This window comes from Pseudomonas taetrolens, assembly GCF_900475285.1.
Taxonomy (GTDB): Bacteria; Pseudomonadota; Gammaproteobacteria; order Pseudomonadales; family Pseudomonadaceae; genus Aquipseudomonas; species Aquipseudomonas taetrolens.
Window position 1 is genome coordinate 3,990,267 of record NZ_LS483370.1, and the last position, 24,835, is coordinate 4,015,101.

Below are 24,835 nucleotides of genomic sequence, written 5' to 3' on the forward strand. Positions count from 1 at the left end.
GTCAGGCTGCGCCCATAAAAAAACCGCGATCATTGATCGCGGTTTTTGGTGGGTCGCAGGTCGATTATTCGAACGTCATTTACCGATCTGGATCTTTGGCGCCCACTGCAGCCACTCGTCCTCGAACTTGTCGAACAGCGGGAAGGTTTGCTCCGGGAGTGCCTTATTACCCATTCTGCCGTCATCCGGCGTGGCGAAAGCAATACCGCCCTGCACCAGGGTTTCCAGAGACTCCGTACGGATCGTCGCGCCTTTGAACAGGCCAAAGTCGACACCAAAGCCGCTGCTGTTCCAGAAGCGGCTTCCGCTGCGCACCAACGGTGCATAACGCGGCTCGATCAAAATATGCACCAATACGCGATCGGCAGTGCTACCCAGCTCATAACCGGTGACCTTGCCCACAGTCACCTCACGGTAGGTCACAGGTACGCCTTCCTTGAGTGAGCCGCGACGGGCAGCGCTCAACACCAGGCTCAAGCCTGCTTGAGAAACCGCCGCTTCCGGCGCTTGATTGAGGGCAACAAAATTGGTCTGCGGGCCTAACTGCTTAGCTGCGGGCTGCACTTCAATGTATTGACCGGTAACCAGCGTTTCGAGGTTCGCGGTTTTCATCAAGCCCAGTTCAGGCTTGACCACCCAGAACTGACTGCCTACCCGTGCAATACGTTCAGGCACTTCTGTAATCCGGGCCTTAAGCATGACCGACTGCAGATCATCGCTCAGATCGATACTCTCAATCTTGCCAACATCCAGTCCCTTGAAACGAATCGGGGTACCCGTGCGCAAACCATCCGCGCGAGACACTTTGATGTTAACGGTCACGCCCTGCTGCATGGCTGCGTCGCGGTCAGTGAACAAGCGAAAGCGTGGAATACGCTTTTGCAATGGCGCTTTTTCTTCCAGCGTTTCAAATGCAATGCCGCCGGCCATAAGGCTTTGCAGGGACTCGCTTTTGACCTGGATGCCGCCGGTCAACCCACCGCTGAGTGTAATACCGCTGGCATTCCAGAAGCGGGTCGACGCATTGACCAGGTTTTCGTATTCCTTCTCGATATGCACCCCAATGACCAGCTGTTTCCTGGTGCGGGAGAACTGGTAACTCTGTACCGAGCCAACTTTAACCTGCTTGTAGAGAATCGGGCTGCCAACATCCAGGGAACCCAGGTTGTCAGTGAAGAGCACCATATGCAGCCCCGGTGAACGCAGGTCCAACGGCGGTGCTTTTGGTCGCGCAACGAACTCGCGCTCGGGCGTACTGCCTTTGTCGCCCGGACGGATTGCGATGTAGTTACCTTTGACCAAGGCCTCAAGACCGGTAATACCGGCCAGCGAAATAGACGGTTTGACCACCCAGAATTGTGTGCCCTGGACCAGGTAGTCCTCGGCCAACGGGTCGAGCGTCAGTTCGGCACTGGCACTGCTCAGATCCGGGTCGACTTTGAGGGCCTTGAGGCTACCCACTTGAATACCCTTGTACATGACCGGTGTACGGCCCGCTTGCAGGCCTTCAAAGTCACTGAGTTTGACTTTGACCTTGATCCCGGCCTGAGCGGCATCGAAGTCCTCATAGAGACGGAACGGCAAGCTTGAATCGGTTGGCGGGCTGTCTGCACGGTTTTCCGGCGTCGCGAAGGCAATACCGCCTGCAACGATGCTGGCCAGCGACTCACTGCGCAGTTTCAAACCCGACAGATTGGCGTCGATGCTGATCCCACTGGCATTCCAGAAACGCGTGTGTTTGCGCACCAGATTGGCATACGTCGGTTCGACAAAGACTTTGATCTCGACCGTACTCTGGTCTTCCGAAAGAACGTAGCTCTTGATCTGCCCCACCTGGATTTGTTTATAGAACACCGGACTGCCCCGGTTCAGCGAGCCAAGGCGCTCAGCCTTGAGCGTAAGGTGCAAACCGGGTTTGTCATCGGGCAAAGGCGGCTCTTGGGACAGCGCCTTGAACTTGCGCACAGACTCGCCATCAGAAGGGCTCACGGCTATGTAATTACCGGAAACCAGCGTTTCAAGCCCCGTGATCCCGGCCAGTGAAACACTGGGTTTGACCAGCCAGAAGCGGGTATTGGTCTTGAGGTATTGCTCAACGTCCTTATTCATCTCGACGGTGGCAATCACCCCTTTGCTGGGGCCATCCTCATCCAGAGCCAAGGTCTTGACCTTCCCCACCGGCATGCCTTTGTAAACCACTTCGGTTTTGTTGGCGACAATGCCTTCGCCACTTTCAAAGCGCACCTGGATATCAATCCCTGTTTGGCTGTAGGCACGCCATCCCAGCCAGCCACCGATAATCAGTGCAATCAGCGGGAGAATCCAGATAGCCGACCAATTGGAAGCCGGGCGGGTTTTAGCAGTAGGCAAGTCACTCATGGTCGTCGTCCGACTCCGTGTTATCCCAAATCAGTCGGGGATCGAAAGTTACAGCTGCAAGCATCGTCAATACCACCACACTGGCAAAGGCCACCGCGCCAAGATTGGCCTCGACGCTGGCTATTCGTCCAAAGTTCACCAAGGCCACCAGAATGGCGATGACAAAAATATCCAGCATTGACCAGCGGCCAATGAATTCAATAAACCGGTACATGACGATCCGTTGCTGTGCTGAAAGTGGCTGGCGACGCTGCACCGAAAACAGCAGTAAGGCAATACCGACCAGCTTGAAGGTCGGCACCAGAATACTCGCAATAAACACAACAGCTGCAATCGGGATCATGCCGTGCTGCACCAATTCAATCACACCCGCCATGATGGTGCTTGGAGCACCCTGCCCTAACGAGTTGATCGTCATGATTGGCAGCAGATTGGCCGGAATATAAAGAATGGCGGCTGTCAGCAGTAATGCCCACGTGCGCATCAGGCTGTCGGGACGTCGCGCATGTACCAATGCTCCGCAACGGGTACAGGTTTGCTCGTCTGCGTCAGGGTCCTGCTTGTTCAATTGGTGGCACTCTCCACACACCAACATGCCCGCATCAATCGCCCGCATGAATATCTTCTCCGGACAGTGCCTGCCAAATCTGATGAGGTGACATGACCACTTCAAGCCAGACCTGAACCAGCAGCAGACTGACAAAACAGGTCAGGCCCAACCCCACGCTCAGCTCGGCCATGTCGGCCAGTTTTACAATCGCCACCAGGACGCCCATCAGGTACACCTCAAGCATGCCCCAATCCCGCAGGTGGTGATAAACACGGTAAATCAACAGGCCGTAACTGCGCCCAATGTTCCAGCGAATGCTTAATAACACTGCAAGCTGGCACAGCAACTTGAGCAGCGGAATACCCATGCTGCACAGAAAGACGACTACGGCGATACCTTGCATGCCGGTATTGAATAAACCGAGCACACCACTCCAGACCGTGTCTTGCGACGTTTGCCCTAACAAATTGAGTTGCATGATGGGTAAAAAGTTAGCGGGCACGTAGAGCAACAATGCAGCCAGAACAAGCGCGAGGCTTCGTTGCACAACCTTGTGTCCATGAGCAAAGAGCTCATAGCCGCAACGCGGACATTGGGCTTTCTCACCATGCGCAAGATGCGGCTTACGCATCAACAAATCGCACTCATGGCAGGCCACTAACTCGTCCAGCGGTAAATCTGACACCCCGTGGGGGCCAACCGGATCTGGCATAAAAAGAGTCTCTGGCTCAAAAATGACTGCACCTATTCTAGTGCGCGGACTACAAAATAACTGTGTCTATTTGCAAGACTTTCGGGTCGGCCCTGCCAGACTCGTTAACCGACACCCCAAGACTCCAGTGGACAACCACCTGCAGGAGCGAGCTTGCTCGCGATAGTCGTTAGCGAGAACGCGTGTGCTTGCTGGATAAACGCAGCGTATTGGAAACCATCGCGAACAAGCGCGCTCCTGCAGAGACCTTTTTCCCTGAACTGACGATCATTAACCTGTCCGGTGTTTTTCTACTTTCGAAAAAGGTGCGGGCAGTGCCGTAATCGCCAGCCCTGCATCGCGCGCCTTTTTCTCGGCACAAAAACAAACCCCCTGTCTGCGTGAGCAGACAGGGGGTTTGGAATTTAATCTTGACGATGACCTACTCTCACATGGGGAAACCCCACACTACCATCGGCGATGCATCGTTTCACTACTGAGTTCGGGATGGGATCAGGTGGTTCCAATGCTCTATGGTCGTCAAGAAATTCGGTAGCCAGGTCGTTTACCTTGCGGTTCACGCTCCAGCGAATGGGTATGTAATAGAGTCGGTGCTTTGTGAATTGCAAACTTTCGGTTTGTATCGTCTTCACACACCGCAATCTGGCGCTCTTTCGAGTCAGCAAATTGCTTGGGTGTTATATGGTCAAGCCTCACGGGCAATTAGTATTGGTTAGCTCAACGCCTCACAGCGCTTACACACCCAACCTATCAACGTCGTAGTCTTCGACGGCCCTTTAGGGAACTCAAGGTTCCAGTGAGATCTCATCTTGAGGCAAGTTTCCCGCTTAGATGCTTTCAGCGGTTATCTTTCCCGAACATAGCTACCCGGCAATGCCACTGGCGTGACAACCGGAACACCAGAGGTTCGTCCACTCCGGTCCTCTCGTACTAGGAGCAGCCCCTCTCAAATCTCAAACGTCCACGGCAGATAGGGACCGAACTGTCTCACGACGTTCTAAACCCAGCTCGCGTACCACTTTAAATGGCGAACAGCCATACCCTTGGGACCGGCTTCAGCCCCAGGATGTGATGAGCCGACATCGAGGTGCCAAACACCGCCGTCGATATGAACTCTTGGGCGGTATCAGCCTGTTATCCCCGGAGTACCTTTTATCCGTTGAGCGATGGCCCTTCCATACAGAACCACCGGATCACTAAGACCTACTTTCGTACCTGCTCGACGTGTCTGTCTCGCAGTCAAGCGCGCTTTTGCCTTTATACTCTACGACCGATTTCCGACCGGTCTGAGCGCACCTTCGTACTCCTCCGTTACTCTTTAGGAGGAGACCGCCCCAGTCAAACTACCCACCATACACTGTCCTCGATCCGGATAACGGACCTGAGTTAGAACCTCAAAGTTGCCAGGGTGGTATTTCAAGGTTGGCTCCACGCAGACTGGCGTCCACGCTTCAAAGCCTCCCACCTATCCTACACAAGCAAATTCAAAGTCCAGTGCAAAGCTATAGTAAAGGTTCACGGGGTCTTTCCGTCTAGCCGCGGATACACTGCATCTTCACAGCGATTTCAATTTCACTGAGTCTCGGGTGGAGACAGCGCCGCCATCGTTACGCCATTCGTGCAGGTCGGAACTTACCCGACAAGGAATTTCGCTACCTTAGGACCGTTATAGTTACGGCCGCCGTTTACCGGGGCTTCGATCAAGAGCTTCGCGTTAGCTAACCCCATCAATTAACCTTCCGGCACCGGGCAGGCGTCACACCCTATACGTCCACTTTCGTGTTTGCAGAGTGCTGTGTTTTTAATAAACAGTCGCAGCGGCCTGGTATCTTCGACCGGCGTGGGCTTACGCAGTAAATGCTTCACCCTCACCGGCGCACCTTCTCCCGAAGTTACGGTGCCATTTTGCCTAGTTCCTTCACCCGAGTTCTCTCAAGCGCCTTGGTATTCTCTACCCAACCACCTGTGTCGGTTTGGGGTACGGTTCCTGGTTACCTGAAGCTTAGAAGCTTTTCTTGGAAGCATGGCATCAACCACTTCGTGTTCTAAAAGAACACTCGTCATCAGCTCTCGGCCTTAGAATCCCGGATTTACCTAAGATTCCAGCCTACCACCTTAAACTTGGACAACCAACGCCAAGCTGGCCTAGCCTTCTCCGTCCCTCCATCGCAATAACCAGAAGTACAGGAATATTAACCTGTTTTCCATCGACTACGCTTTTCAGCCTCGCCTTAGGGACCGACTAACCCTGCGTCGATTAACGTTGCGCAGGAAACCTTGGTCTTTCGGCGTGGGTGTTTTTCACACCCATTATCGTTACTCATGTCAGCATTCGCACTTCTGATACCTCCAGCAAGCTTCTCAACTCACCTTCACAGGCTTACAGAACGCTCCTCTACCGCATCACCTAAGTGATACCCGTAGCTTCGGTGTATGGTTTGAGCCCCGTTAAATCTTCCGCGCAGGCCGACTCGACTAGTGAGCTATTACGCTTTCTTTAAAGGGTGGCTGCTTCTAAGCCAACCTCCTAGCTGTCTAAGCCTTCCCACATCGTTTCCCACTTAACCATAACTTTGGGACCTTAGCTGACGGTCTGGGTTGTTTCCCTTTTCACGACGGACGTTAGCACCCGCCGTGTGTCTCCCATGCTCGGCACTTGTAGGTATTCGGAGTTTGCATCGGTTTGGTAAGTCGGGATGACCCCCTAGCCGAAACAGTGCTCTACCCCCTACAGTGATACATGAGGCGCTACCTAAATAGCTTTCGAGGAGAACCAGCTATCTCCGAGCTTGATTAGCCTTTCACTCCGATCCACAGGTCATCCGCTAACTTTTCAACGGTAGTCGGTTCGGTCCTCCAGTTAGTGTTACCCAACCTTCAACCTGCCCATGGATAGATCGCCCGGTTTCGGGTCTATTCCCAGCGACTAGACGCCCTATTAAGACTCGCTTTCGCTACGCCTCCCCTATTCGGTTAAGCTCGCCACTGAAAATAAGTCGCTGACCCATTATACAAAAGGTACGCAGTCACCCAACAAAGTGGGCTCCCACTGCTTGTACGCATACGGTTTCAGGATCTATTTCACTCCCCTCTCCGGGGTTCTTTTCGCCTTTCCCTCACGGTACTAGTTCACTATCGGTCAGTCAGTAGTATTTAGCCTTGGAGGATGGTCCCCCCATATTCAGACAAAGTTTCTCGTGCTCCGTCCTACTCGATTTCACTGTAAAGATGTTTTCGCGTACAGGGCTATCACCCACTATGGCCGCACTTTCCAGAGCGTTCCGCTAACATCAATACAGCTTAAGGGCTGGTCCCCGTTCGCTCGCCACTACTAAGGGAATCTCGGTTGATTTCTTTTCCTCAGGGTACTTAGATGTTTCAGTTCCCCTGGTTCGCTTCTTAAGCCTATGTATTCAGCTTAAGATACCTAACTTATGTTAGGTGGGTTCCCCCATTCAGACATCTCCGGATCAAAGTCTGTTTGCCGACTCCCCGAAGCTTTTCGCAGGCTACCACGTCTTTCATCGCCTCTGACTGCCAAGGCATCCACCGTATGCGCTTCTTCACTTGACCATATAACCCCAAGCAATCTGGTTATACTATGAAGACGACATTCGCCGAAAATTCGCAATTTAACTCACAAATTTTACCTTAGCCTGAATAAACACCAGTGAAAGTGCTATCCAGTCTATCTTTCTATCACATACCCAAATTTTTAAAGAACGATCTAATCAAAAGATCAGAAATCAACATTCACCATCGTCTGATGGAATGCTCATTTCTAAGCTTTACGATACAGAAGCAGTAATGGTGGAGCCAAACGGGATCGAACCGTTGACCTCCTGCGTGCAAGGCAGGCGCTCTCCCAGCTGAGCTATGGCCCCATATCTCTACAGGCTATTTCCACACAAAATTGGTGGGTCTGGGCAGATTCGAACTGCCGACCTCACCCTTATCAGGGGTGCGCTCTAACCAACTGAGCTACAGACCCAATTTCGAGCTTGCAACTGTTAGCCTGAGCTATCAGCTTGGAGCTTAAAGCTGCTTCTATCGTCTTCTTCAATGAATCAAGCAATTCGTGTGGGAACTTATGGAGCAGCTGATGTCGTCGATTAAGGAGGTGATCCAGCCGCAGGTTCCCCTACGGCTACCTTGTTACGACTTCACCCCAGTCATGAATCACACCGTGGTAACCGTCCTCCCGAAGGTTAGACTAGCTACTTCTGGTGCAACCCACTCCCATGGTGTGACGGGCGGTGTGTACAAGGCCCGGGAACGTATTCACCGTGACATTCTGATTCACGATTACTAGCGATTCCGACTTCACGCAGTCGAGTTGCAGACTGCGATCCGGACTACGATCGGTTTTATGGGATTAGCTCCACCTCGCGGCTTGGCAACCCTTTGTACCGACCATTGTAGCACGTGTGTAGCCCAGGCCGTAAGGGCCATGATGACTTGACGTCATCCCCACCTTCCTCCGGTTTGTCACCGGCAGTCTCCTTAGAGTGCCCACCATTACGTGCTGGTAACTAAGGACAAGGGTTGCGCTCGTTACGGGACTTAACCCAACATCTCACGACACGAGCTGACGACAGCCATGCAGCACCTGTCTCAATGTTCCCGAAGGCACCAATCCATCTCTGGAAAGTTCATTGGATGTCAAGGCCTGGTAAGGTTCTTCGCGTTGCTTCGAATTAAACCACATGCTCCACCGCTTGTGCGGGCCCCCGTCAATTCATTTGAGTTTTAACCTTGCGGCCGTACTCCCCAGGCGGTCAACTTAATGCGTTAGCTGCGCCACTAAGAGTTCAAGACTCCCAACGGCTAGTTGACATCGTTTACGGCGTGGACTACCAGGGTATCTAATCCTGTTTGCTCCCCACGCTTTCGCACCTCAGTGTCAGTATCAGTCCAGGTGGTCGCCTTCGCCACTGGTGTTCCTTCCTATATCTACGCATTTCACCGCTACACAGGAAATTCCACCACCCTCTACCATACTCTAGCTTGCCAGTTTTGGATGCAGTTCCCAGGTTGAGCCCGGGGATTTCACATCCAACTTAACAAACCACCTACGCGCGCTTTACGCCCAGTAATTCCGATTAACGCTTGCACCCTCTGTATTACCGCGGCTGCTGGCACAGAGTTAGCCGGTGCTTATTCTGTCGGTAACGTCAAAACACTAACGTATTAGGTTAATGCCCTTCCTCCCAACTTAAAGTGCTTTACAATCCGAAGACCTTCTTCACACACGCGGCATGGCTGGATCAGGCTTTCGCCCATTGTCCAATATTCCCCACTGCTGCCTCCCGTAGGAGTCTGGACCGTGTCTCAGTTCCAGTGTGACTGATCATCCTCTCAGACCAGTTACGGATCGTAGCCTTGGTGAGCCATTACCTCACCAACTAGCTAATCCGACCTAGGCTCATCTGATAGCGCAAGGCCCGAAGGTCCCCTGCTTTCTCCCGTAGGACGTATGCGGTATTAGCGTCCGTTTCCGAACGTTATCCCCCACTACCAGGCAGATTCCTAGGTATTACTCACCCGTCCGCCGCTCTCAAGAGGTGCAAGCACCTCTCTACCGCTCGACTTGCATGTGTTAGGCCTGCCGCCAGCGTTCAATCTGAGCCATGATCAAACTCTTCAGTTCAAACATCTTTGGGTTTTGAGAAAACCCTAAACTTGGCTCAGCAATCGTTGGTTACATCTTTGATTTCTCGCGGAGTAACTTGTGATGCTGATAATCTTTTTGACTATCAGTCTGACTCCACAAGCACCCACACGAATTGCTTGATTCAGTTGTTAAAGAGCGGTTGGTTAAGCTTTCGCTCAACCGAGGCGCGCATTCTACAGCAGCCTCTGTTGCTGTCAAGCGGTTATTTTAAGAAGTTTTCAAAGTTTCCTTTGTAACTTCAACCACTTGCGCTATCGATTGCTCGTTAGCGGGAGGCGAATTCTACAGCGTTACACGCTGCTGTCAACACCTCATTTCCTGCTTCGATGACTTGAAGCTGACACCGTCGAAAACCAATCCAACTCATTGAAACTCAAGGAGTTTTCCGTCTCGACTGCGCCGGAAGTGGGGCGAATTATAGGCCGTAGAAATTTTGAGTCAAGGGTTAATTCCATTTTAAGTGACCGAACCCGCTTTCTTCTTATATAGACGTGTAATCCTGCGCATCACCGCCGGAACGCGGAGCAGCATCAGGCACGCACCTGCAGCTGCGTAGATCGACCACTCTTTCAGATCAGCGCGAACAATCCAGAGCATATGCAGCAACCCCAACCCCAAAACCACATACGCCAAGCGATGGAGCTTCTTCCAACGCCCTCCCAACCGCCGCTGGCTATAGCGATTGGAGGTCAGCGCCAAGACAAACAAACACAAGAAGCCCAAGCTGCCGACAATGATGTAAGGCCGCTTGCGCAATTCCACCCCCAGCTGCGACCAATCGAATCCCAGCACAAATGTCAGGTAGGCACACAGATGCAGTACAACATAAGCAAAACACCATAGCCCTATCTGACGGCGAACGACTATCCAGCCCGGCCAACCCGTCAGCTTTTGCAGCGGCGTCATACAGAGAGTGACCAACAACAGGATTAGCGTCCCCAGCCCAAGCCGGTCGAGCAATACCTTCCCTGGGTCCGGCCCCAGAGCAAAACTCCAGGCTTCATAAAGCCAAAACAGAGGCCACACGGCAATCGTGACAAAGACACCAATCCGCCAGGCAGCAAATCGCATTAATAGTTCTTCCGCAGATCGAGGCCGCTATATAAAGAAGCAACCTCATCCTCGTAGCCATTGAACATCCGGGTTTCACGGATATTCGGGCTGAACAGGCCGCTAGGCAGCCGTCGCTCACGTGCTTGAGTCCAGCGCGGGTGGTCCACCTCAGGGTTTACATTCGCGTAAAACCCGTACTCATCAGCAGCAATGCCCTGCCATGTCGTTTTCGGCTGATCTTCGACCAAGCTGATTCTCACAATGGATTTCACACTTTTGAAGCCATACTTCCACGGCACTACCAGGCGCAAGGGTGCGCCGTTCTGATTAGGCAGCTCGCGTCCATACATCCCCACCGCCAATATTGCCAAGGGGTTCATCGCCTCATCGAGCCGCAAACCTTCCACATAAGGCCAGTCAATCAGTGCAAAACCCGAGCGCTGCCCCGGCATCACCTTCGGATCCTGCAATGTTTCAAAACGTATGAATTTGGCCTTGGAGGTAGGCTCTACTTGCTTGAGCAGTACCGACAAAGGAAACCCTATCCAGGGAATGACCATTGACCAAGCCTCAACGCAGCGCAGACGGTAAATCCGCTCCTCCAACTGGTAAGGCTTCATGAAATCTTCAAGCGCATAACGCCCAGGCTTGCTGACCTCTCCGTCTACCACAACGCTCCAGGGCTCCGTCTTCATCCCGCCCGCGTTCTGCGCCGGGTCGCCCTTGCCTGTACCAAATTCGTAGAAGTTGTTGTAGTGCGTGGCATCTTTGAAAGGCGTGATCGCCTCGCCTTGCACAGTAACCGCCTGCCATTGGGTCTGCGGAAGTTTCTCTGCAAACCACTGCGGTGCCTTACCCGGCTCAACATCGGCATAGCGGGCGGCTTCGTCAGCATTTGCCCACGGCGCAAGTGCGCCCACAGCCAAGCCACCGAGCGAACTGCCCAGCAGTGCACGACGAGATAGATAGAAGGATTCAGGCGTGACGTCCGACTCTTTGGAATCGGACGCTTTGGGCAGCTTGATGAGCATGACAACTCCGCAGCATTGGAGGACTGATGCACCAATAGACTACGGAGTTCGGGAGAAATTACATCACTCTTACGATTTGTTGCGACGCAGACGCAGTAAGTATTGAACCGGTCCCGATGCCGCATACACCAGAAACGCCAGCAGCAAAATGCGTGGAGGATCGCTGAACACCACCGCAAACACCAAAACTACGGCCAGGATCGCAACAAAAGGAACACGTCCTTTCAAGTCCAGCTCTTTGAAACTGTTGTACTTGATATTACTGACCATCAACATGCCAGCCGCCGCCACCAGCAAGGCAACCAGGAAGGACATTTTCGACCCCTGGATCCCGAAATCACTGAATGCCCAGACAATACCAGCCACTACACCCGCGGCAGCCGGGCTGGCCAGACCAGTGAAGTAACGCTTGTCTGCAGTTCCGACCTGAGTGTTAAAACGCGCCAGGCGCAAAGCCGCGCCAGCCACATAGATAAAGGCCACCATCCAGCCAACCTTGCCCATATCACCCAGCGCCCAGCCAAATGCCAGCAATGCAGGCGCTACGCCAAAGGCCACCATGTCCGAGAGGGAGTCATACTCCGCGCCAAAGGCGCTTTCGGTGTTCGTCATACGGGCTACACGACCATCAAGGCCATCCAGCACCATCGCAACAAAAATCGCGATGGCCGCAAACGCAAAGTACTTGCTGGCTCCAGCAGCATCACCCGCACTCAAGGCACTCTGGGCACTCATTGAGTTGATGATGGAATAAAAACCGGCGAACAGGTTCGCGGTGGTGAAAAGGTTCGGCAGCAGATAGATACCACGGTGCCGGACTTTACGACCTTCGGCGTCATGCCCTTCTTCGACATGCTCATCGATAGGCAGCAGGCTATCGGCGTCAGAGGCCTGTTTTGGCTCTTCGGGACGTTCGCTCATGGACATTACCTTGCAACGATATGGAAAGTTTCGATAGAAGCTTGGGGCCAACCTTCACCCACAAACGATCCTGCTTTATACCAGAAGCGACCGCTTAAACGAAAAAACGCGGCCAGGGCCGCGTTTTTTCTATTCGCAATGAACTTAGTTCTTTGCTTTGTCGACGATTTTGTTAGCGCCGATCCAAGGCATCATCGAGCGCAGTTGCTCGCCGATGACTTCGATACCGTGAGCGGCGTTGTTACGACGCTTGGCGGTCATCGACGGGTAGCCGGTAGCCCCTTCGCTGATGAACATTTTGGCGTACTCACCGTCCTGGATGCGCTTCAATGCATTGCGCATGGCCTGACGGGATTCGGCGTTGATCACTTCAGGGCCGGTAACGTATTCACCGTACTCAGCGTTGTTGGAGATCGAATAGTTCATGTTGGCGATACCGCCTTCGTACATGAGGTCAACGATCAACTTCAGCTCGTGCAAGCACTCGAAGTAAGCCATTTCTGGCGCGTAGCCTGCTTCAACCAGTGTTTCAAAACCGGCTTTTACCAGCTCTACAGTACCGCCACACAGAACAGCTTGCTCGCCGAACAGGTCGGTTTCAGTCTCGTCCTTGAACGTGGTTTCGATGATGCCGGTACGACCGCCACCCACGCCGGCTGCGTAAGACAGTGCTACGTTTTTGGCGTTGCCCGACGCATCCTGGTAGATAGCGATGAGATCAGGAATACCGCCGCCCTTTACGAACTCGGAACGCACGGTGTGGCCCGGTGCTTTTGGCGCGATCATGATCACGTCGAGGTCAGCACGTGGAACAACCTGGTTGTAGTGGATCGCGAAACCGTGGGAGAACGCCAGGGTGGCGCCCTTCTTGATGTTCGGCTCAACTTCGTTTTTGTACAGTGCCGACTGGAACTCGTCCGGAGTCAGGATCATGACCAGGTCGGCAGCAGCAACAGCGCTGGCAACATCAGTCACTTTCAGGCCATGAGCTTCAGCTTTGGCGACAGTGGCCGAACCTTTACGCAGACCAACAGTAACGTCCACGCCAGAATCTTTAAGGTTGCAGGCTTGTGCGTGGCCCTGGGAGCCGTAACCGATAATGGCTACTTTTTTGCCCTGGATGATCGAAAGGTCGCAGTCTTTGTCGTAATAAACTTTCATGATTTTCCCTTATATCCAGGCCATTCCGGCCATTTACTAATTGTTAGATTTAGATGCTGAGTACTTTGTCGCCACGGGCAATCCCGGTGACGCCACTGCGAACCGTTTCAAGAATCGATGCGGTACCAATCGACTGGATGAAACTGTCGAGCTTGTCACTGGTCCCTGTCAATTGCACGGTGTACACACTGGCGCTGACATCGACGATCTGCCCGCGAAAAATATCCGTGGTGCGTTTGATCTCTGCGCGCTGGGCCCCCGTAGCCTTGACCTTGACCAACATCAGTTCGCGCTCAATGTGAGCACTCTCCGACAAGTCGACCAGCTTGACCACTTCAATCAGCTTGTTCAGGTTTTTGGTGATCTGCTCGATGATCTCATCGTGCCCCACCGTGGTCAGCGTCAATCGCGACAAGGTCGGATCTTCCGTTGGCGCAACCGTCAGGCTTTCGATGTTGTAGTTACGTTGCGAAAAAAGACCGACAACGCGAGACAAGGCACCCGGTTCGTTTTCAAGAAGCAAGGAAATAATGTGCCGCATGATTAAGTACGCTCCGTCTTGCTCAGCCACATGTCGCGCATGGAGCCATCTTTGATCTGCATCGGGTAAACGTGCTCACTGGTATCAACCTGAATATCCAGGAAGACCAGACGATCTTTCATGGCAAAGGCCTCTTCCATCTTGGGCTTCAGGTCTTTCAGATCTGTGATCCGAATGCCTACGTGCCCATAAGCCTCGGCCAGCTTGACGAAATCAGGCAACGACTCCATGTAGGAGTGCGAGTGACGGCTGCCGTAGTTCATGTCCTGCCACTGGCGAACCATCCCCAGAACACCGTTGTTCAGGCTGATGATTTTTACCGGCAGGTCATACTGCAAACACGTCGACAGTTCCTGAATGTTCATCTGAATGCTGCCCTCGCCCGTCACGCAGGCAACGTCAGCATCAGGGAAGCTCAGTTTTACACCCATCGCGGCCGGGAAACCAAAGCCCATCGTGCCCAGGCCACCCGAGTTGATCCAGCGATTAGGCTTGTTGAAGCGGTAGTACTGAGCCGCGAACATTTGGTGCTGACCCACATCGGACGTTACGAATGCATCGCCCTTGGTCACTTCGCAAAGCATCTCGATTACAGCTTGAGGCTTGATTTTGCTGCCGTCGCCCTTGTCATAGGGGAACAAGCCGCGATCGCCGCGCCACTCATCGATTTGCTTCCACCAACTGGCAACAGATTCCGCATTCGGTGTCTCGCCAATCTCCTTGAGGATAGCGACCATTTCGGTCATCACGCTCTCCACAGGACCGACAATTGGCACGTCTGCCTTGATGGTCTTGGAGATGGAGGCCGGGTCGATGTCAACATGGATGATTTTGGCATTCGGACAGAACTTGGATGGACCGTTGATTACACGGTCATCGAAGCGCGCACCGACTGCCAGAATCACATCAGCGTTATGCATGGCCATGTTGGCGGTAAAGCTGCCGTGCATGCCCAGCATCCCGACAAACTGACGATCCGTGCCAGGGTATGCACCCAGGCCCATCAACGTATTGGTCACCGGCACATTGAGCATTTTCGCCAGTTCGGTCAGCGGCGCAGAGCCGCCGCCCAAGATAACGCCGCCGCCTGCGTACAGAACAGGACGTTTGGCTGCCAGAAGCATCTCTGCCGCTTTGCGAATTTGACCGGAATGGCCACGAACGGCCGGGCTGTAGGAGCGCAGCTTGGCTTTTTTCGGGAAAACGTATTCGAACTTCTCGGCCGGGTTGGTCATATCCTTCGGGATATCAACCACCACCGGGCCCGGACGACCGGATTGCGCGAGGTAGAAGGCCTTTTTCATGACCTCCGGGATTTCCGAAGCATGCTTGATCATAAAGCTGTGCTTAACGATGGGCCGGGAGATACCGATCATGTCGGTTTCCTGGAACGCATCGGTTCCGACCATAGTGCTAGGCACCTGGCCAGAAATGATCACCATCGGAATGGAGTCCATGTAGGCAGTAGCGATACCGGTAATGGCGTTGGTAGCACCCGGCCCGGAAGTGACCAGTACTACACCGGCTTTACCGGTGGCACGGGCATAACCGTCAGCCATATGGGTTGCAGCCTGTTCGTGGCGAACCAGGATGTGGGTAACGTCCGGCTCTTTGAACAGTGCATCGTAGACATGCAGCAGAGCACCACCCGGGTACCCGTAGATATATTTGACACCTTCGTCACGCAAGAAGCGGACGAGCATCTCACCGCCAGATAAAAGCTCCACGTTGTTCACCTCTAAAACGCCAGAATACCGTCCACAAAAAAGCGAACGGGTCTTAATAGGTTTACTTTTCAGCAGAGCATGAGCGACGGTGGTCGCCGACTACGTCAGCACTGACTGAGCAAGTATTGGGAGCTCCCCAAGTATTGCGGGGTTTTCCCACCCAGCGCGAGGTAACGCGTTGCGGGTGTAACAAGTCGGCGCGGGTATGCGCCTCATGGTCTGCTGAGAGGGCCTGCTTCTGGCAGTCCCTCTACAGCGGACTTTCGATTCTTCTCATTAGGCTCGCCCAAGTCAAGTCATCTGTTCGCTTTATTCAACATAAGCGTATGAGAACTCACAAGAAAACGTGCCATCAGGGGTTTTTCGATAAAGAGAATCACTGCCAGCGCAAACTGGCAGTCAATAAATCAGGCGGACGTGCTGATCAGAAGGTCAAAATCTTTGAAATGCTTGAGCAGCGGTTTCCAGTTGCCTCGACGCTGACCGAAGACATGATCGGCCATCTCCGCGATGCCGGAAACACTGGGCAGTGGCTGCCCCTGCTCGATGAGCAGCTTCATCTTGGGCAAGAAGATCCACTGCACCCACTCTTCAAACTCCAACCTGTCGACACTGAAGGGTTCCGTACTGGCCAAGGCGTCCGCCCCAGGGACTGCATCACTCCACAGCCCCTGGATCCGCATTTCGTGCTCTATCAGCAACAAATGATCGGCAATTGCCGGGATACGCGGATCCATTACCATTACAACCTCACCTTGGCTTTTTGACGAGCGGCAGCCGCACCCGCTGCGTCGCCTTGTTTTTCACGTGCTTGAGCAATCACTTCCCACAAGCTGGCTTGGAGGTCCGGGCGACCATTGGCAAAACTCAGGCCGCGACGGGCGAACTGTTCTGCCTGAGCGGCATCGCCCTGAGCCATGCGTACCTGCGCCAGACGATAAAGCACCTGGGGCTCACGAGGTGCGACTCGCTGCGCTCGCTCAAGGCTCGACGAAGCACCGTTCAAGTCACCACTGGACTGCTGCTGCTGAGCGGTCGTGAGCAAGGCCAGGACAGGTCCATCCAGCTGCTCGTCAGCAGACAGCCCACCGCTGCTCGATGGAATGCCGCTTGGCGTGACAGGCGCGGGCGCGCGGTAGGTGCTGCTCGGCGTGTAGCTGCCCGTACTGATTGGTGCAGCCGCCAGACCCGGCGTTACAGGCCCGGGCGTGAAAGGCTCACTGCTGATCGGCGTGGAGACTGCTGCACCGCCACCCGGAATCATCACCACCACGCCCGAATCCTCTGTAATCGATTGCGTTTGTGTGGCACGCGGCGCGGTGGCTTGTGGGTAATTCCCCGCCGTACGCTGTGCCGAAACACGCTCATTGTTCGACACTGGAACACCAGAATCGACCACCGGGATCGACCCTTGAGGCACGCTGGCGCAACCATTGAGCAAAGCCAGGGCTGAAACAGCCGGAATCCACCACTTATTCACGTCAAACCCTCTTTGCTTAATTCAACCAGCCCTTGACCCAATCCATCACGGCTTCGCCGGTTGCGGGTGCTTGCGCATCACAATTGGCGCCCGCAGGGGGCTCACTGCCGCGAATATACGGCATCTGAACGGCACCCGGGCAGCTGGCATCAGATCCTTGCCCTGTATGCGGATCAATCCAGGCCTGAACAATATTGTCTGGCTGTGGCATATCCAGCGGCAACGGATCGGCTTTGTTCATAAAGCTGGTCCACACCTGCAAGGCGCCGGTAGCGCCGGTGAAGGGGGTTTTGCCGTTGTCATCGCGACCCAGCCACACCACTGCCAGCAAGTCTTGACTAAAACCTGCAAACCAACTGTCGCGCGAGTCATTACTGGTACCGGTTTTACCGGCCAATGCGAGGTTTCTTGGCAACACGTTATAGACCGAGCGCCCCGTCCCCTCACGCATCACATGCTGCATGGCGTTCTGGATCAGATAGATCGACCCCGGGTCAAAGCGCTGCTGGATCTGGAAAGGATAGCGCTTGAGCGGCTCACCCTCTGCCGTCAGTACGCTGCGAATACCCCGCATCGGGGTATTAAAACCACCGTTGGCCAAGGTCTGATACATCGTCGCCACTTCGATCGGGCTCAATGCACCCGCCCCCAGCAACATGGACGGGAACGCCGGAAATTCACGCTCAACCCCGAGGCGGGCCAACGTCTTGAGTACGTTCGGAACGCCCACTTGCTGCCCCAACCTTACAGTTCCGAGGTTGTAGGAGTTCATCATCGACTGATACAGAAAGACCGTACCGTGGGATCGACGATCATAGTTTTGCGGCTTCCAGACCTGGCCGTCAGCACCTTTGATCGACAACGGATCATCTGACAGCCAACTGGTCAGCGTGTATTGGCTTGGCCGCTCAAGTGCCGTCAAGTACACCGCCGGCTTGATCAACGAACCAATTGGCCGCACCGCATCCAGTGCACGGTTAAAACCCGCATAACCTGGCAAACGACTACCGATAAGCGCTTGAACCTCACCCGTTTCCGGGTTGGTCACCACCATCGCTGCTTCAACGGCATCCGAGCCCTTGCGCCCGGCCAGTCGTTTGAAGGTTTCTCCAACGGCCGCCTCAGACTTCATTTGCAGGATCGGATCGAGGCTGGTGAAAATTCGCAACCCTTCTTCGGTCAAGTCTTCGTCACGATAGTCTTCACGCAACTGACGCTTCACCAAATCCAGAAAAACCGGGAATGAACTGTCTGCCAGGCTCCCGCGCCTGGTCACGCCCAAAGGCATTTTCTTTGCCGCAGCCACTTGCTCGGGCGTTGCCACACCTTGCTGTTCCAGCAAATCGAGCACCAGGTTCCGGCGCACAAGTGCACGCTCAGGGTGACGTCGAGGGTTATAAGCGGAAGGGCCTTTGACCATCCCGACCAGCAATGCCACCTGGTGCAACTTGAGCTCAGACAACGGCTGGCTAAAGAAGAACTGACTGGCGAGGCCAAAGCCGTGGACGGCACGTTGACCGTCCTGGCCAACAAACACTTCGTTGAGATAGGCCTCAAGGATTTCGCGCTTGTCGTAGTGCAGTTCCAGCAGCAACGCCATCATTGCTTCGGTCAACTTACGACTCAGGCTGCGCTCATTGGTCAGGTAGAAGTTTTTGACCAACTGCTGGGTCAGGGTACTGCCACCCTGACGCATTTGTCCGGAAGAGGTGTTGACCCACATGGCGCGCATGATCGACTTGGGCGAAACGCCAAAGTGATGATAGAAATCGCGATCTTCCACTGTCACCAGTGTTTCGAGCAAGAATGGCGGCGCCTGATCCAGATTGATCAGGATGCGGTCTTCGAGGTTTTTCGGGTACAAGCCACCGATCAGCAATGGCTCCAGCCGTACGACCGGCAACTTGGAACCGTTGGTCGATGTCAGCTCAGCGACATAATCGCCGGAAAAGCGCACGCGCACCGGCTGTGCCTGTTCAGCACCTTCATAGAATTGGAAGCCGCGGGTGTTGAGTGCAACGGTATTGCCGTTGACGGATGCCACGCCCGGGCCACTGACCGCGCTTTCGCGACGATATCCCAGGGCATCAAGCTCTGTGAGGAAGTCGCTCTTGCTCAGCTTTTGGCCGACGAACAGCTCAAGCGGCCTGGCATAGACCTTGGCCGGAATGGTCCAGCGCTTGCCGGAGAACTTCTCCTGCACGATGGCATCCAGGTAGACGGCAAAACCTGCCAGCACCACCAGACCGACCAGACTGAGCTTAAGTGCCCAGCCCAGCCAGGGCCGAAAGCCGCCGGAAGGACGTTTGGAACGGGAACGAGGGGATCGAGTACGAGTCATGGCGCAAGATTATACGCACTTTGTTCACGTTCATCATGCGCAGTCCGGCGGTTTGCACTACCGCTGCCAGCCGCCATAATGGCGGCCAAGAATTTTCCAGACCTTGAAGGATCAACTGTGAGCCAGAACTTGATTGCCGCCCTGCAAAACCCGGACCTCTACCCTCATGAAGTCGATGGGTTTCAGGTGATAGAGACGCATATCTCCTGGGTCATCCTGACCGGCCCTTACGCTTACAAGTTAAAGAAACCGGTCAACTTCGGCTTCCTTGATTTCACCGAGCTCAGTGGTCGCGAGCACTTCTGCAATGAAGAACTGCGTCTTAACCAGCGTCTGACCGAGGGCCTGTATCTCGAAGTGCTGCCCATCACCGGCACTGCCGATGCTCCCGTGCTGGGCGGCGAAGGCCCGGCTATCGAATACGTGCTGAAAATGCGTCAGTTCCCGCAAAGCCAGTTGCTGAGCACGCTGCAGGCTAATGGCGAATTGAACACTGCCCATATCGATGAAATGGCTCAGCAAATCGCCCACTTCCATACCCATGCGCCGCAAGTCCCTCAAGAGCACCACCAGGGAACCCCGGAAGCCGTCATGGAACCGGTACGCCAGAACTTCGAGCAAATTCGTCCTTTCCTTTCGGACAAAGCCGACCTGCTGCAGCTCGAAGCGTTGCAAGCCTGGGCAGAGGCGAGCTTTACCCGGCTTAAGCCACTGTTCGAACAGCGCAAGGCTGAAGGCTTTATCCGGGAATGCCACGGGGATATTCACCTGGGCAACGCCACGATCATCGATGGCAAGGTCGTCATTTTCGATTGCATCGAATTCAATGAGCCTTTCCGTTTCACCGATGTTTATGCCGACACCGCTTTTCTAGCGATGGACCTTGAAGACCGCGGCCTTAAGTCGTTGGCTCGGCGCTTTATCAGCCAGTACCTGGAGCTGACCGGTGACTACCAGGGGCTTGAGTTGCTGAACTTCTATAAAGCCTACCGTGCGCTGGTTCGCGCCAAGGTCAGCCTGTTCAGCATGCCTACCGAGGCCAGCCCCGTTCAGCGCGCGGCAACCCTGCGCCAATACCGCAACTACGCCAATCTGGCAGAGAGCTATAGCACCATTCCTTCACGCTTCCTGAGCATCACCCACGGCGTATCAGCTGTAGGCAAAAGCTCGGTAGCCATGCGACTGGTTGAATCCCTCGGCGCAATTCGCTTGCGCTCGGATGTGGTACGCAAGCAATTGTTTGGTGAGCAGACTGCGGATAACAGCCTGGGGGGCGGCATTTATAATGCTGACGCCAGCGTTGCGACCTACAAAAAACTGCACGAAATGGCAGGCACCGTACTGCGTGCGGGCTTCCCCGTCGTAATTGATGCCACTTACCTCAAGCGCGAACAACGCGATGCTGCAGCCAAAGTGGCCGAGGCCACGGGTGTGCCTTGCCTGATTCTTGATTGCACCGCGCCAGACGCTGTCATCGAAGGCTGGCTGGCTCACCGCCAAGCCATTGGCTCTGATCCATCGGATGCCACCCTCGAAGTCGTCAAGGCTCAGCAGGCCAGTCGTGAAGCTCTGGGGGCCGATGAGGTTTTGCACAGCAAGCGTGTTGAAACGCATAACAGCAAAAGCCTGGACACTCTGATCGCTGATATCCGTCAGCGTTTGCCCGGGTTGTAAGCATAAGCAGGTCGTGGAACCGCTCTGGTTTCACGACCCGCTCCTACCGCATCCGAAAAATACGACACGTGACCCCGATGCCCCCATCGTTGCCGGCCCTGTGTGGCCACGGAACGAAAACGCTCTACCCTCTCGCCTTCAAGCTTTTTCAAGCACGCGCTTACAACCGGCAAACGCTTTTGGTCTACGCTCCTTGTTCCAAAAGCGACTAATGCACTGTGATTTTCCTATGCGGCGCTACACTCGTGTTAGACCCGCTTCGTCCAATAAACGCTGAGCTCACGCCGTCGCAAGGAGGGCTGATGAACGATGATCTCCAGCACTTGAAGAATCTGGGAAAGACATCCGCGCAATGGCTGCATGCAGTTGGCATTCATAGCGCCTCGGACTTGAAACGCCTGGGCGCAGTCGATGCTTACAGAGCGGTCAAGGCCCGTGGTTTCAGAGCCTCTAAAGTGCTGCTCTATGCAATCGAGGGCGCCCTGCTGGATGTTCACTGGAACGATATTCCAGCTGAGCGCAAAGAGGCACTCAACCAGCAGGTCAATAACTTATCGACGTCTCTCAAGGGCTGAAACGAGTATTTACAAAGGATGCGATGAAAGGCAAAAAACAGCTGTTGACTTGGAAATGAGAATTGTTATGATTACGCCATCTGGTCGCGAGACCAGTCGATCTTCTGGAAGGCCCTTGGTTCGGACTCTCAGAAAATCTCCTCATCAGGCTAATCACGGTTATTTGACCCGGCTCTTGCCGGGTCTTTTTTTGTCTGTCCGAAAGTGTGGGGCAAGCAACTGATAGACCCCTTCAGCGCGCGATAATCAGTGGATGACCCAGCTCCGGATGCGGGTGCACCAACACATCCAGGCCAAAAACGGTTTTCAACAGGTCTGGTCGCAACACCGTTTGCGGACACCCTATCGCTCGTGGGCGCCCCTCCTCAAGCAACAGCAGCCGGTCGCAATACCGTGCGGCCAAATTCAAGTCATGCAAGATGATCAACACCGCAGCCCCAAAATCGGCAAAAGCACGAATCGCCTTCAACGTCGTATGCTGATGCAAAGGGTCAAGCATGGAGGTCGGCTCATCGAGCAGAAGCGTTTGCCCGTCCTGACCCGGCCACAATTGCGCAAGTACCCGAGCCAGATGCACCCTCTGGCGCTCACCACCGGACAGCGCCAGATAACTGCGCCCCTTCAAATGCTCGACATCAGCCGCTTGCAAGGCTGCGTGAATGATCTCGGCATCACGCACACGACCGGTTTGATGTGGCAGGCGGCCCATGCCAACTACCTCTTCAACCCGAAAAGCGAAATCAAGGGTCGAGGTTTGAGGAAGCACAGCAAGCCGCTGCGCTCGCTGCCCCCCCTTCCAGTGACTTAATGGTTGCTCATCCAGCCAGACCTGCCCCTCGCCCGGCGCCAGTTCACCGCACAATGCCGCCAACAGCGTACTTTTGCCCGCACCATTGGGTCCAAGCACACCCAGCACTTCGCCCGGGCGAACCTCCAGACTGACCCCGGCCAGCACGACGTTGCGATCGCGGCGAATCTGCAGGTTTTCCGTTCGCAGCATCAGTGTCGGCCTCGCAGCAGAAGATAAAGGAAGAACGGCGCCCCCAGAAAAGCGGTCACGATGCCGATAGGCAGCTCAGCGGGTGCCAGGGCCAACCGTGCGATCAGGTCGGCGAATAACAGCAAGGACGCGCCAGCCAATACGGAAGCGGGTAGCAGCACCCGATGGTCGGGCCCCGCCAGCAATCGCACCAGATGCGGGACCACCAGGCCGATGAAACCGATCATCCCGGCAGCCGCGACTGCGGCCCCCACGCCCAAGGCTGTGCAAAACACCAACTCGCGCTTGAGGCCCTCCACATTGATTCCCAAATGACTGGCTTCCGACTCACCCAGCAGCAGCGCATTGAGTGCATTCGCCCGTCGAGGCAACCACAGCGCTACGCCCGCCGTGACTATCAGCAGTGGCCAAAGTCGGGCATAGCTGGCGCCATTCAGGCTGCCCAGATTCCAGAACGTCAGTGTGCGCAAGGTCGCGTCATCGGCCAGATACGTGAATAACCCCACCGCCGAACCGGCTAATGCCGTCAGCGCAATCCCTGCCAGCAGCATTACGGCAACATGGGTCTGCCCATTACGGCGCCCCAATCGATACACCAGCGCCGTAACACCCAATCCACCCAGAAACGCACATAAGGAGAGCAGGTACGGTCCAAGAAAATCGGGCAAACCGCCCAATGCCGCCCCACCGACAATTGCGATTGCCGCCCCTAATGCCGCGCCACTGGACACACCGACCAATCCGGGATCGGCCAGCGGGTTACGGAAAAGCCCCTGCATCGCCACGCCCGACAATGCCAGAACACCGCCGACCGCCAACCCCAGCAACGTCCGGGGCAAACGAATCTGCCCCAGAATCAGCTCGGCCTGCTCCAGCCCCTCGCCTTTGACCGGCAGGCCGACCAAGCGTAAGGCAGCCCGCAAGGTGTCAAATAACGGCAGGCTCACCGGCCCCAGCGCCAGCGATAACCAGGTCGCCAACAGGCACAGCGCCGTCAGGCTGATAAATAAGGTACGGGGTTTGACCTTGGTTCTCATTCGCTGACCGGGACCGAAGGGTAAAACTCAGCCGTTAGTCGCTTCCAACTGGCCGGCAAACGCGGTCCCAGCCCCCCCACCAACAACGTAGGGTCCAGTTCGAATACTCGAGCGTTTTTGGCTGCGCGTGTGGAAGCCAGGATCGGGTTTTCCTTCATCAACGCTTCACGTGCGGCCTCCCCCGTCAGGCTGCGATCCGAAAACACCAGGACCTCAGGATTCAAGCCCGCCAGCGCCTCCACCGAAAATGGCTTATAGCCCGTATGGGTTGCAAGGTTACGCCCACCGGCCTGCGTTAACAGCCAGTCCGCCGCCGTGTCCTTGCCGGCAATCAATGGTTTGCCGCCAGCATGCCCCAACAGTAACAACACTTCAGGCGCCGGGTGCGCGGCTTGTGCTCGCATGACCCGCTGCTGGTGCTGTTCCAGTTGCTGGCGGTAATCGTCGAAGACCTGCGCGGCTTTACCCTCTTCACCCAGCAGACGCCCCAAATGCGTGAGTGTAGTTTCGAGACTTGCCACATCCGGATTCGCAGAGAACACCTCAACCGGCACACCCGCGCCGCGAATCTGCGTCAACACGGTGGGGGGCCCCATCTCTTGCGTGCCGATCAGAATGTCCGGTCTCAGGCTCAGAATCCCCTCAGCAGACAGCTGGCGCTGATACCCGATGCTGGGCAATGCCTTAAGTGATTCAGGGTGTTGACTGGTGGTATCGACCCCAACCAATTTAGACTCCGCGCCCAGGACAGTGACCCACTCAGAGAGCGCTCCGCCAGCACTGACCCAACGTTGCGGCAATTCGCCAGCCAGGCCGACATGACTGATCACAAGACCTGCACAGAGCGTTATCAGGCGGGTACTCAGGCGCATACAGGGCGTTCCTTGAAAAGAGGGCTCGGCAGGGCAGGTTAAATCCCGCACCATAAAACAACACATCACAGGGCATCCGGCCATTTGATAATTGTTTGCATTTGCAC

At 54.9% G+C, this 24,835-nt stretch carries 16 protein-coding genes, 2 tRNA genes, 3 rRNA genes and 1 pseudogene; 2 read left to right on the forward strand and 20 right to left on the reverse strand.

All coding sequences use genetic code 11. The annotated features are described in order from the left end of the window. Positions 1 to 75: 75 nt before the first annotated feature. The 17 genes from DQN55_RS18550 to mrcB form a co-directional block, all read right to left on the reverse strand. The gene (locus DQN55_RS18550) at positions 76 to 2,379 is read right to left on the reverse strand and encodes a PqiB family protein (RefSeq protein ID WP_048378472.1); all 2,304 of its coding nucleotides are present in this window, start codon (positions 2,377 to 2,379) and stop codon (positions 76 to 78) included. Then, positions 2,372 to 2,995 (reverse strand): paraquat-inducible protein A, encoded by a 624-nt coding sequence (locus tag DQN55_RS18555; RefSeq protein ID WP_048378471.1) that lies wholly within the window; start codon positions 2,993 to 2,995, stop codon positions 2,372 to 2,374. The genes DQN55_RS18550 and DQN55_RS18555 overlap by 8 nt, the downstream gene beginning before the upstream one ends. After that, positions 2,982 to 3,641: a paraquat-inducible protein A gene (locus DQN55_RS18560; RefSeq protein WP_048378470.1), complete on the reverse strand. Its 660-nt coding sequence runs from the start codon at positions 3,639 to 3,641 to the stop codon at positions 2,982 to 2,984. Before DQN55_RS18560 ends, DQN55_RS18555 begins: the two co-directional genes overlap by 14 nt. Positions 3,642 to 4,049: 408 nt before the next feature. Next, a 5S ribosomal RNA gene (gene rrf, locus DQN55_RS18565) occupies positions 4,050 to 4,165 on the reverse strand. Between the two features lie 157 nt (positions 4,166 to 4,322). After that, positions 4,323 to 7,214 (reverse strand): 23S ribosomal RNA (locus DQN55_RS18570). Between the two features lie 235 nt (positions 7,215 to 7,449). Then, positions 7,450 to 7,525, reverse strand: a tRNA-Ala gene (locus tag DQN55_RS18575). A gap of 30 nt (positions 7,526 to 7,555) precedes the next feature. Continuing rightward, positions 7,556 to 7,632 (reverse strand) — tRNA-Ile (locus tag DQN55_RS18580). Between the two features lie 122 nt (positions 7,633 to 7,754). Continuing rightward, positions 7,755 to 9,291 (reverse strand): 16S ribosomal RNA (locus DQN55_RS18585). The 16S, 23S and 5S rRNA genes sit together here with 2 tRNA genes alongside, the layout of an rRNA operon. A 480-nt stretch (positions 9,292 to 9,771) precedes the next feature. Further along, on the reverse strand, positions 9,772 to 10,386 hold the full coding sequence (gene msrQ / locus DQN55_RS18595) for a protein-methionine-sulfoxide reductase heme-binding subunit MsrQ (RefSeq protein WP_048383762.1): 615 nt from the start codon (positions 10,384 to 10,386) through the stop codon (positions 9,772 to 9,774). Next, complete coding sequence (gene msrP, locus DQN55_RS18600) at positions 10,386 to 11,399, reverse strand: protein-methionine-sulfoxide reductase catalytic subunit MsrP (protein WP_048383759.1); 1,014 nt, start codon at positions 11,397 to 11,399, stop codon at positions 10,386 to 10,388. The genes msrQ and msrP overlap by 1 nt, the downstream gene beginning before the upstream one ends. Positions 11,400 to 11,468: 69 nt before the next feature. Continuing rightward, positions 11,469 to 12,320: a CDP-diacylglycerol--serine O-phosphatidyltransferase gene (gene pssA / locus DQN55_RS18605; protein ID WP_048383757.1), complete on the reverse strand. Its 852-nt coding sequence runs from the start codon at positions 12,318 to 12,320 to the stop codon at positions 11,469 to 11,471. Positions 12,321 to 12,464: 144 nt separating this feature from the next. Further along, positions 12,465 to 13,481 (reverse strand): ketol-acid reductoisomerase, encoded by a 1,017-nt coding sequence (gene ilvC / locus DQN55_RS18610; RefSeq protein ID WP_048383755.1) that lies wholly within the window; start codon positions 13,479 to 13,481, stop codon positions 12,465 to 12,467. Between the two features lie 49 nt (positions 13,482 to 13,530). Further along, positions 13,531 to 14,022 (reverse strand): acetolactate synthase small subunit, encoded by a 492-nt coding sequence (gene ilvN / locus DQN55_RS18615; RefSeq protein ID WP_018609360.1) that lies wholly within the window; start codon positions 14,020 to 14,022, stop codon positions 13,531 to 13,533. A 2-nt stretch (positions 14,023 to 14,024) separates the two neighbouring features. After that, positions 14,025 to 15,749 carry an acetolactate synthase 3 large subunit gene (locus DQN55_RS18620; protein WP_048383774.1) on the reverse strand — a complete coding sequence of 575 codons (1,725 nt, stop codon included), beginning with the start codon at positions 15,747 to 15,749 and terminating at the stop codon, positions 14,025 to 14,027. A 407-nt stretch (positions 15,750 to 16,156) separates the two neighbouring features. Further along, on the reverse strand, positions 16,157 to 16,486 hold the full coding sequence (locus DQN55_RS18625) for a YqcC family protein (RefSeq protein ID WP_048383773.1): 330 nt from the start codon (positions 16,484 to 16,486) through the stop codon (positions 16,157 to 16,159). A 5-nt stretch (positions 16,487 to 16,491) separates the two neighbouring features. After that, on the reverse strand, positions 16,492 to 17,229 hold the full coding sequence (locus DQN55_RS18630; RefSeq protein WP_048383753.1) for a tetratricopeptide repeat protein: 738 nt from the start codon (positions 17,227 to 17,229) through the stop codon (positions 16,492 to 16,494). Positions 17,230 to 17,245: 16 nt separating this feature from the next. Continuing rightward, positions 17,246 to 19,570, reverse strand: coding sequence for a penicillin-binding protein 1B (gene mrcB, locus DQN55_RS18635; RefSeq protein WP_048383751.1), 2,325 nt, complete (start codon positions 19,568 to 19,570; stop codon positions 17,246 to 17,248). A 117-nt stretch (positions 19,571 to 19,687) separates the two neighbouring features. On the opposite strand from mrcB, the gene DQN55_RS18640 reads away from it, so the two are divergent. Further along, entirely contained in the window at positions 19,688 to 21,244 is a 1,557-nt protein-coding gene (locus DQN55_RS18640; RefSeq protein WP_048383749.1) for a bifunctional aminoglycoside phosphotransferase/ATP-binding protein, read from the forward strand. Positions 21,245 to 21,546: 302 nt separating this feature from the next. After that, positions 21,547 to 21,819, forward strand: coding sequence for a TfoX/Sxy family protein (locus DQN55_RS18645; RefSeq protein ID WP_048383747.1), 273 nt, complete (start codon positions 21,547 to 21,549; stop codon positions 21,817 to 21,819). Positions 21,820 to 22,051: 232 nt separating this feature from the next. Here DQN55_RS18645 and DQN55_RS18650 read toward each other — a convergent pair. The 3 genes and pseudogenes from DQN55_RS18650 to DQN55_RS18660 form a co-directional block, all read right to left on the reverse strand. Beyond that, positions 22,052 to 22,771: pseudogene (locus DQN55_RS18650) on the reverse strand (heme ABC transporter ATP-binding protein); the annotation flags it as partial. Positions 22,772 to 22,818: 47 nt separating this feature from the next. Then, positions 22,819 to 23,802, reverse strand: a complete 984-nt coding sequence (locus DQN55_RS18655) for a FecCD family ABC transporter permease (RefSeq protein WP_172601066.1) — start codon at positions 23,800 to 23,802, stop codon at positions 22,819 to 22,821. A 50-nt stretch (positions 23,803 to 23,852) separates the two neighbouring features. Beyond that, positions 23,853 to 24,728, reverse strand: a complete 876-nt coding sequence (locus DQN55_RS18660) for a heme/hemin ABC transporter substrate-binding protein (protein ID WP_048383742.1) — start codon at positions 24,726 to 24,728, stop codon at positions 23,853 to 23,855. Positions 24,729 to 24,835: the final 107 nt, after the last annotated feature.

What these genes read in the sequence shown, in the direction of transcription:
- DQN55_RS18550 (WP_048378472.1), bottom strand. Translation starts at nt 2,379, where the DNA reads ATGAGTGACTTGCCTACTGCTAAAACCCGCCCGGCTTCCAATTGGTCG.
- DQN55_RS18555 (WP_048378471.1), bottom strand. Translation starts at nt 2,995, where the DNA reads ATGCGGGCGATTGATGCGGGCATGTTGGTGTGTGGAGAGTGCCACCAA.
- DQN55_RS18560 (WP_048378470.1), bottom strand. Translation starts at nt 3,641, where the DNA reads ATGCCAGATCCGGTTGGCCCCCACGGGGTGTCAGATTTACCGCTGGAC.
- msrQ (WP_048383762.1), bottom strand. Translation starts at nt 10,386, where the DNA reads ATGCGATTTGCTGCCTGGCGGATTGGTGTCTTTGTCACGATTGCCGTG.
- msrP (WP_048383759.1), bottom strand. Translation starts at nt 11,399, where the DNA reads ATGCTCATCAAGCTGCCCAAAGCGTCCGATTCCAAAGAGTCGGACGTC.
- pssA (WP_048383757.1), bottom strand. Translation starts at nt 12,320, where the DNA reads ATGAGCGAACGTCCCGAAGAGCCAAAACAGGCCTCTGACGCCGATAGC.
- ilvC (WP_048383755.1), bottom strand. Translation starts at nt 13,481, where the DNA reads ATGAAAGTTTATTACGACAAAGACTGCGACCTTTCGATCATCCAGGGC.
- ilvN (WP_018609360.1), bottom strand. Translation starts at nt 14,022, where the DNA reads ATGCGGCACATTATTTCCTTGCTTCTTGAAAACGAACCGGGTGCCTTG.
- DQN55_RS18625 (WP_048383773.1), bottom strand. Translation starts at nt 16,486, where the DNA reads ATGGATCCGCGTATCCCGGCAATTGCCGATCATTTGTTGCTGATAGAG.
- mrcB (WP_048383751.1), bottom strand. Translation starts at nt 19,570, where the DNA reads ATGACTCGTACTCGATCCCCTCGTTCCCGTTCCAAACGTCCTTCCGGC.
- DQN55_RS18645 (WP_048383747.1), top strand. Translation starts at nt 21,547, where the DNA reads ATGAACGATGATCTCCAGCACTTGAAGAATCTGGGAAAGACATCCGCG.
- DQN55_RS18660 (WP_048383742.1), bottom strand. Translation starts at nt 24,728, where the DNA reads ATGCGCCTGAGTACCCGCCTGATAACGCTCTGTGCAGGTCTTGTGATC.